The sequence below is a fragment of the Rhodococcus sp. EPR-157 genome (assembly GCF_001647195.1).
GTDB lineage: Bacteria > Actinomycetota > Actinomycetes > Mycobacteriales > Mycobacteriaceae > Rhodococcoides.
Genome location: NZ_LVCV01000072.1, coordinates 1 through 7,704, shown reverse-complemented (window position 1 = coordinate 7,704; position 7,704 = coordinate 1). Strand labels below are relative to the sequence as shown.

At 62.2% G+C, this 7,704-nt stretch carries 7 protein-coding genes; 4 read left to right on the top strand and 3 right to left on the bottom strand.

All coding sequences use genetic code 11. From position 1 onward, the window contains the following. The 4 genes from A2J03_RS03155 to A2J03_RS03140 all read left to right on the top strand — a co-directional run. On the top strand, positions 1–788 hold a 788-nt coding region (locus tag A2J03_RS03155; protein WP_068369583.1), incomplete at its 5' end, for an alpha/beta fold hydrolase. 70 nt (positions 789–858) lie between these two features. After that, positions 859–1,908 carry a cupin domain-containing protein gene (locus A2J03_RS03150; RefSeq protein WP_068369580.1) on the top strand — a complete coding sequence of 350 codons (1,050 nt, stop codon included), beginning with the start codon at positions 859–861 and terminating at the stop codon, positions 1,906–1,908. Continuing rightward, entirely contained in the window at positions 1,905–2,258 is a 354-nt protein-coding gene (locus A2J03_RS03145) for a UBP-type zinc finger domain-containing protein (protein ID WP_068369578.1), read from the top strand. Before A2J03_RS03150 ends, A2J03_RS03145 begins: the two co-directional genes overlap by 4 nt. Before the next feature lie 59 nt (positions 2,259–2,317). Beyond that, on the top strand, positions 2,318–3,964 hold the full coding sequence (locus A2J03_RS03140; RefSeq protein ID WP_068369576.1) for an MFS transporter: 1,647 nt from the start codon (positions 2,318–2,320) through the stop codon (positions 3,962–3,964). A gap of 6 nt (positions 3,965–3,970) precedes the next feature. Here the strand turns inward: A2J03_RS03140 and A2J03_RS03135 are convergent, their stop codons facing one another. From A2J03_RS03135 to A2J03_RS03125, 3 genes are all read right to left on the bottom strand, one after another. Further along, positions 3,971–4,480 carry a hypothetical protein gene (locus A2J03_RS03135; protein WP_068369575.1) on the bottom strand — a complete coding sequence of 170 codons (510 nt, stop codon included), beginning with the start codon at positions 4,478–4,480 and terminating at the stop codon, positions 3,971–3,973. Then, entirely contained in the window at positions 4,477–5,946 is a 1,470-nt protein-coding gene (locus tag A2J03_RS03130; RefSeq protein WP_068369573.1) for an APC family permease, read from the bottom strand. Before A2J03_RS03130 ends, A2J03_RS03135 begins: the two co-directional genes overlap by 4 nt. A gap of 47 nt (positions 5,947–5,993) precedes the next feature. After that, positions 5,994–7,704, bottom strand: a 1,711-nt coding sequence (locus A2J03_RS03125) for a primary-amine oxidase (RefSeq protein ID WP_068369571.1), incomplete at its 5' end; no start/stop codon positions are given.

Below are 7,704 nucleotides of genomic sequence, written 5' to 3'. Positions count from 1 at the left end.
TCTACTACACCGAGCAGGGCACCGGAAAGCCAGTTCTCTTGAGCCACGGTTGGCCTCTGTCGTCGGATGCTTGGCAGCTCGAGCTCAAGCTGCTCGCAGACGCCGGCTACCGCGCCATCGCCCACGACCGCCGCGGACACGGCCGCTCTTCGAGGACCTACACCGGGAACGACATGGACACGTACGCCCGCGACGTCGCCGAACTGGTCGAGGCTCTCGACCTTCAGGAGCTCACGCTCATCGGCCACTCCACCGGAGGAGGCGAAGTGGTGCGCTACGCAGCTCGGTACGGCGGTACCCGCGTCGCCCGCGTCATCACCGCCGGCGCCGTTCCGCCCATCATGCTGAAGTCGGAGTCCAACCCGGAGGGCACCCCGATCGAGGCCCTCGACGACATTCGCAACGGAGTCCTCACCGATCGCTCGCAGTTCTACAAGGACCTCGCCGAGCCGTTCTTCGGAGCCAACCGTGAAGGTTCGAAGGTCTCGCAGGGAGCCAAGGACGACTTCTGGCGGCAGGGCATGCTCGTCAATCTGGCTGCTGCCTACGACTGCGTGAAGGCTTTCTCGGAGACCGATTTCACCGAGGACCTGAAGGCGCTGACCGTCCCCATCTTCATCGCGCAGGGCGACGACGACCAGATCGTCCCCATCGCCGCTGCCGCGCTGAAGACAGTTGAACTGGTCAAGGACGGCACACTGAAGATCTACCCCGGCGCACCGCACGGCATCTACGGCGAGTACCAGAAGGCCTTGGACGCAGACATTCTCGACTTTATCGCGAAGTAGCACAAGGCCCTGCCCGGGCGGCGATCCGTCAGTCGCCGCCCGGGCCTTCCCTCGGAAGGCAGTGACTTTCATGACCTCAAGACATGTGCGGTCTCTGCTCGACGCAGCCCCGCAACACTCGAGCGAGCTCGGCTCGATCACCAGGCTCACAGCGGACGACTTCCCACTGCTGACCGGGTTGTCGATCAAGCGTCTCGTCCTCGAACCAGGAAGCATCCGTGAACCACACTGGCACGCCATTGCCGACGAGCTGGGCTACTGCATCGCCGGCTCGGTTCTGATTTCGATCCTCGACAACGGAAGCGCCTTTTCGTCCTTCACCATCGACGCCGGCCAGATGTTCACCATCGAATCCGGTTCGCTGCACCACATCGAGAACGTAGGCGACACCACGGCCGAGTTCATCATCGCGTTCTCCGACGAACAACCCGAGGACTTCTCGCTGAAAGCGGCTTTCGGGGCCATGTCCGGGGCGGTGCTCGGCAACACTTTCGGCCTCGACGCAGCGGCCTTCACGCCCATGGCACTGTCGACCTCCGCAGCTGACATCGTCCAGCGCACCGGACCCGCGGTCATCCCGGACACAGCCGGACTCGGCAATCCACACAAGTTCGACCTCGAGGGTATGAGTGCGACGATCAGCCAGCCGTACGCACACGTGAGGACGTCTCGGACGCAGTTCTGGCCTGCGCTGAAACACCTGTCGATGTACTCACTGACGATCGCCGAAGACGTTATGCGCGAGCCACATTGGCATCCAATCACAGCCGAGATGGGGTACGTCCACAAAGGGCGTGCCAGGATGTCGATTCTCGACCCGGACGGTTCCGTCGACACTTACGTCTTGAAGCCGGGCGACGTCTACTTCATTCCGCGGGCATATCCGCACCAGATCGAAGTGATCGGTGACGACGAGATCCACTTCTTGATCTTCTTCGATCAGCCCACGCCGGGGGATATCGGATATCGTGCATCGATCTCGGCGTTTTCGCGGCCAGTATTGGCGGCCACCTTCGGCGTCGATCTCGATGCTCTGCCCGACTTCCCGTTCACTCCGTCGGATCCGCTGGTCGTGCCGCGAACCAACCCGGTCGATGCAGTAGAGGAGGCCGAATCATGAGCGACCTTGCATCGTTCCTCGACCCCTTGGTGCCGCCCAGTGGTACGGGCTGTGTCGAATGCAACCTCACCGGTAGCTGGTGGGTCCATCTACGGCGGTGTGCCAAGTGCGGGCACATCGGGTGCTGCGACGATTCACTCAACCAGCACGCGAGCGGGCACGCCCACACCACCGGGCATCGGATCATTCAGAGCTTCGAACCCGGCGAGGACTGGTTCTGGGATTACGGGTCGAACCAATTTGCCGATGGTGGGCCGACACTCGCGCCCCCCGAATCCCATCCGCCCACACAGACCGTCCCCGGCCCGGCCGAGCGGGTTCCGCGAAACTGGCAACGGCTCCTGGGATAGCACGTGTTTTCAGCGCACCCGTCCTACTCCGATGCATGCGAGAACCGAAAGAGGCCAGGATGACACCCTCTGCGACGACACCGGGTTCCGCCCCGACGGACACGGTGTCCGCATGGGCACCGCTGCGCAACACTCTGTACCGCAGCCTGTTCGTCGCCCAGCTTGTGTCCAATATCGGTGGCTGGATGCAGACGGTCGGAGCACAGTGGTTCCTGGTCGAGCGCGCGGCATCGACGACCGTCATCGCGGCAGTGCAAACCGCCAGCCTTCTTCCTACGCTTCTCTTGGCACTGCTGGCGGGCGCACTGGCCGACGCGCTGGACCGACGAGTACTGCTCATCGTGGTCGGTCTCGGTTCGCTGCTGACCGGAGGAGTACTCACCGCACTCGCGTGGACTGACACTCTGTCTCCGTGGGGTCTGCTCGCGTGCACGTTCGTCCTGGGATGCTGGTCTTCGCTCGCGGCTCCCGCATGGCAGGCGATTCAACCAGAGCTGGTTCCCCGAGAACAGATTCCAGCCGCGTCGGCATTGGGCGGCGTAACCGTCAACGGAGCACGAGCCATCGGACCCGCGCTCGCCGGCGTCTTGGTTGCTGTCGCTGGACCTACTTTCGTATTTGCCATCAATGCGTTGACCTTCTTGGCCACGGTGGGCGTACTGACCAGGTGGAAGCGCCCTACGCGAGAACACGCCGATCGAGAAAGGCTCACGGAGTCGATCGTCACAGGCATCCGCTATATTCGGTCGGGCCCGATAGTTCGCCGAATCATCCTGCGCTCGGCGCTCTTCGCTTTTCCTGCCTCGGCCTTGTGGGCACTTCTCCCCTCGGCCACATCGTCTGTTCTGCGACTGGGCTCTATCGGCTACGGCATCGTGTTGGGCGTCCTCGGTGTCGGGGCCGTCATCGGTGTGGCAGCCACACCGATGCTGAGGGACCACTTCGGTGCGAACACTCTGCTGGCCGGATCGGCCGTGGCCTATGCGATCGGAATGGCGGCGCTCGCGTGGCTGCCTGTCTGGTTGGTTATTCCGGCACTCATGGTGTCGGGAATTGCGTGGATCACAACCCTGACCGCGTTGAACGCGTCGATTCAGCTTTCCCTCGCATCGTGGGTGCGGGCTCGCGGAATGTCGATCTATCTACTCGTCTTCATGGGATCTCAGGCTGTCGGTTCGCTCGCGTGGGGGTGGTTGGCATCGAGAATCGGCATTGTCGATTGCCTGGCGGTAGCAGTCGGTGCGTTGATACTCGTGGCTGCGAGTGTGGCGGTGCTGCCGCTACACCCCGAAACGGGCGTTCTCGACCGTGCGGTTTCGATGGCGTGGCCAACCCCGACAATTGTTTTCGAACCTGAGCCCGACGACGGCCCGATACGGGTAACCGTCACGTATCGCGTCACCGACGACGTCAGAGGGCAGTTCATCCAATCGATGTCCTCGGTTGGCGTGGCGCGTCGACGGACTGGGGCCTATTCGTGGAACTTGTATCGCAGTCTCGACGACGGTGACATGATGGTCGAGCAGTTCACCAGTCCGTCCTGGAGCCAGTATCGGCGGCAACGAGAAGAACGTTGGACCGGTTCCGACCACGAAGCCATCGACAACGCACTGAAGTATGTGGTCGGCGGATCGACTACGACCGAGACGCACGACATCGCGGTGTCGTTGCGAGCGGACACGCGGAGCATGTCCAGACACAGCTGATCGGGCTCACTGACTGCGCTGTGCACGGCTCGGATCAGTCCCCTCCGACAAAGAGGACTCATCTCTCGCCGGCGTGCTGATCCACAGCATGCTCCCTGTGAAACCCAACTCGACCAGGGCCAGCAGCAGCGACAATTGCATCGACGACGACATCGAGCTGGCGGCGAAATCCAGGTCCGGAGCGGCCGTGTGAGTTCCGTGGTGGGCGGAGTGTCCGGACCCCATTGCCGACAGATGCACAGAGACCATCAGGGTCGACATCGTCGCTGCTGTGGCCCATGCTCTGGCAGTCGGTTTGCGTACGAGGTGCACACCGCACCACACACAGCCGGCGGCCAGGACCACGACAGCGACCCGCTCCGCACCCGTGAGCGAACCGATCGATGGGATATGCAGTGCCGCAGCAGCAATCGACAGCGCAAGTGCACTTGCTCCGCGCACCGTCACGCCGGCAGGAGAGCACACCGCCTGTTTCTCTGCTCCGGTCCCGACAGCGATAGCGACGGCGCGCGTCATTCGCGGTGGCGACCCATCTCGGCGTACAGCTGCGGTGAGCGGGAACGCAAACGTATCGACGCCGCTACCCCGAGAGCTGCGACGATCAACAGTAGGCTCGGGAGAATCCAGACCAACGCCCCTCCGGACGCAATGAGGAGTCCGAAATTCGCAATCGCGTACGCCAGGATCGCGCTCAGTGCAACGCCTGCGGCGAGGGGAGCGACGACGGTCCGTAGAACATTGCTGTCCAGCTCACGGTTGCGGGCGAAGAAAGCAATGATCGCGAACGAGGACAGCGCCATCAGTGCGATCACACCGAGAGTGCCGAGGTTGGTCAGCCAGGTGAAGAGAGCGAGAACGGGGTCCTGGGCGGTGACGGCGAAGAGCCCGACGACGACGAGCGCGAGTACCGACTGAGCCACCGAACCGACATGCGGACTGCGATGACGCGCATGAGTGTGCCCGACGCCCCGCGGCAGTATTCCTTCCCGACCCAGCGCGTACGCGTAGCGCGCAACGGCATTGTGGAACGCGAGCACCGCGGCGAACACACTGGTGACGAAGAGCAATCGCATGATGGTGGTGAACCACTCCCCTACGTAGAAGTTCGAAAGCTCGAAGATGAAGGTAGTCGGATCTGCCAATTGCGCGACGAACGCCGGAATATTCTGTACGCCTGCGCCATTGATCATCAGGAATGTCACGACCGTGTAGACCAGACCGATGGTCACCACGGAAAGAAACGTCGCCCGCGGAACCGTGCGTTTGGGGTCCTTCGCTTCCTCGCTGTAGATCGAGGTCGCCTCGAAACCGACAAAGGAGGCGAAGCAGAACAGAAGCGCGATCGGCAGCGAGCCGCTCATCAGTGCACTCGGTGTCAGCGGGGTGATACTCATCGACGCCGTGCCGAAATCACCGCCCTCGAAGGCGATCACCACGGCCAAGATGATGACGACGAGAAATTCGGCGGCCACGAGAACCGAGAGCACCTTGACCGACAGGTCGATCTGGCGATAGCCGAGGACAGCAACGATTGCGATCCCGATGACGACGTAGACCCACCAGTCGATGGAGATGTCGAATTCGTCCAGGACGAATCCGCTGAGCGCAGCGCCGAACAACCCCCACAGTCCGACCTGCATCGCGTTGTAGCTCAGCAATGCCAGATATGCAGCGGCACCGCCGAATTGCTGACGTAGACCGCGGGTGACGTAGGAGTAGAACGCCCCAGTACTCGTGTGGTGGCGAGCCATGGCGGTATACCCGACAGCGAACACGAGCAAGGTGACGACTGCGACGGCGTAGGCCCCTGGCACACCCGGTCCGTTGCCCAGCAGCATCGCCACCGGCGCGCCGCCTGCCATGGCAGTCAGAGGTGCGGCTGCAGATATGACGAAAAACGTCACACCGAGGACGCCGATGGATCCTCGACGCAACTGATGATCGTGAGCGTGGTGACTCTTTGCAGGATGCTCTGTGGTCATGGGAACTCCATATGGGAGGTGAGGTGGGTGGTGTGGGGATAGTGACGTCAGTGGCAATGTCGTGCGTTGCCCGGCACGTCGAGTGTGGGGTTTCGATCGAAGAACCCGACCGGTTTGAGGGTGAAACCGCTGTAGTCGACGGGCATGATCGGCCAGTCCTCAGGACGCGGGTAGTGCGTGAGGCCGAACGTGTGCCACAGAACGATGTCCTTGTTGTCCACGCTTCGGTTGCCCGCCACGAACTCCGGAAGTCCCGATCCCCCAGGATGCTGGTTGACGAAATCCCCTGATGCATACAATTCGTTCGGCGAGTACTGCGTAACCCATAGATGTTTGGTAGCGAACGCCGCCCGCCCCGCCACCGAGGATTCCGGATCAGCCAACAGTGTCGGGTTTCCTTCTGGATGCAGCGCGTACGCAACCGGACGGCCAAGCCGGTTCGTGACGTTCGGGTTCACGACATGCCATACCCGCCCAGCCCGGTTGTCAGCCATACGTTGCGCCTCGGACTCGTTGTGCAACAGCGTCTTTCCGAGCGTGAAAGCATTTCCGTGCGGATTGCCCTCGCCCATCGGCACACGTACGCATTCGATCTCTTCGACGCTGTTGCCGAGGCCGTCGACCATCATGTCGAGCCGAGCGCTGAACAGGTGCTGATGATAGGGCGCACCCAGACCCGGGGCAATCTCCGACGCGTACGGGTAGTCCTTGCCCGGGTAGGCGGAGGTGAACACGATACCCGTTGCCTTGACCTCGAATTCGATGGTTCCATCGAGGTAGAGGTACCAGAAGAACCCGTAATCGTAATTCCCGATCGTGGTGAAGAAGGAAATCACCAAACGGCGTTGGCGGCGTGTTTCACTCGAACCTGCCCACTGGTCGGAGTGCTTCCAGAGGATACCGAAGTCCTCTTCGTGCATGCAGATCGCGTTCCGCAATGTACGAGGTACACCCAACTCGTCTGCGATTACAGCGTCGAAGTACGTGATGTCACCGACGCAATCGCATCCGAGTTCCAGTGCGTTCGCGTACCTACCGACCAGGTATTCACCGGTGTCGAAGTAGTTCTGCCACGACCGCACGGGCGAGGGGTCGCCGCAGGGTACGACCATCTCGGCGATGGACGCGCGGTGCACGATCGGCCGCACACGGTCACCGTCGACGAAGCCGATCTGATGGAGTACGAGCCCTTCGCGAGCATCGAAACCTACCCGGAAAGACCACTTCTCCCAGTCGACTCGATTGCCCGTCACCGTGAAACTCGGGCCTTCGGGTTGGGTGATATCGATAGGTCTCTGCGTGGTGCGGGCCAGCCCTGCGACGGCAGGGTCGTCGAAGTTACCCGACTCCTTCGGGATCGGAACTGGTCCGAAGTCATGCACTTCGGTGACCTCACGCGACGTGACGTCGACGAATGCAACGAGACCGTCGATGGGGTGTGCCCACGGGTGATCGCCGCGGTGCTGCTGCAGAAACGCGAGTCCACGAAGAATGCGGCGTCCTTCTTCGTCGGGGTAGTCGAACACCCCGGCGGACAGCGGAGCGACCCGGACCTGCGCGACGTCGACGCCCCTGGCCGACAGTGCTGTCAACCATCTCTCGTCGGTGCTCAGCAGTTCCTCGACGAGTCCGAACTCCTCGTCCAAAACTGGTAGCTGACCAGCAGTTCGTGTGTCGAGGACCTGATGCGAGACGACAATTCGGTGCGTCACCGAGACGACCGCATCGATCGACTCCGGCTTGGTGGGGTCGAGCAAC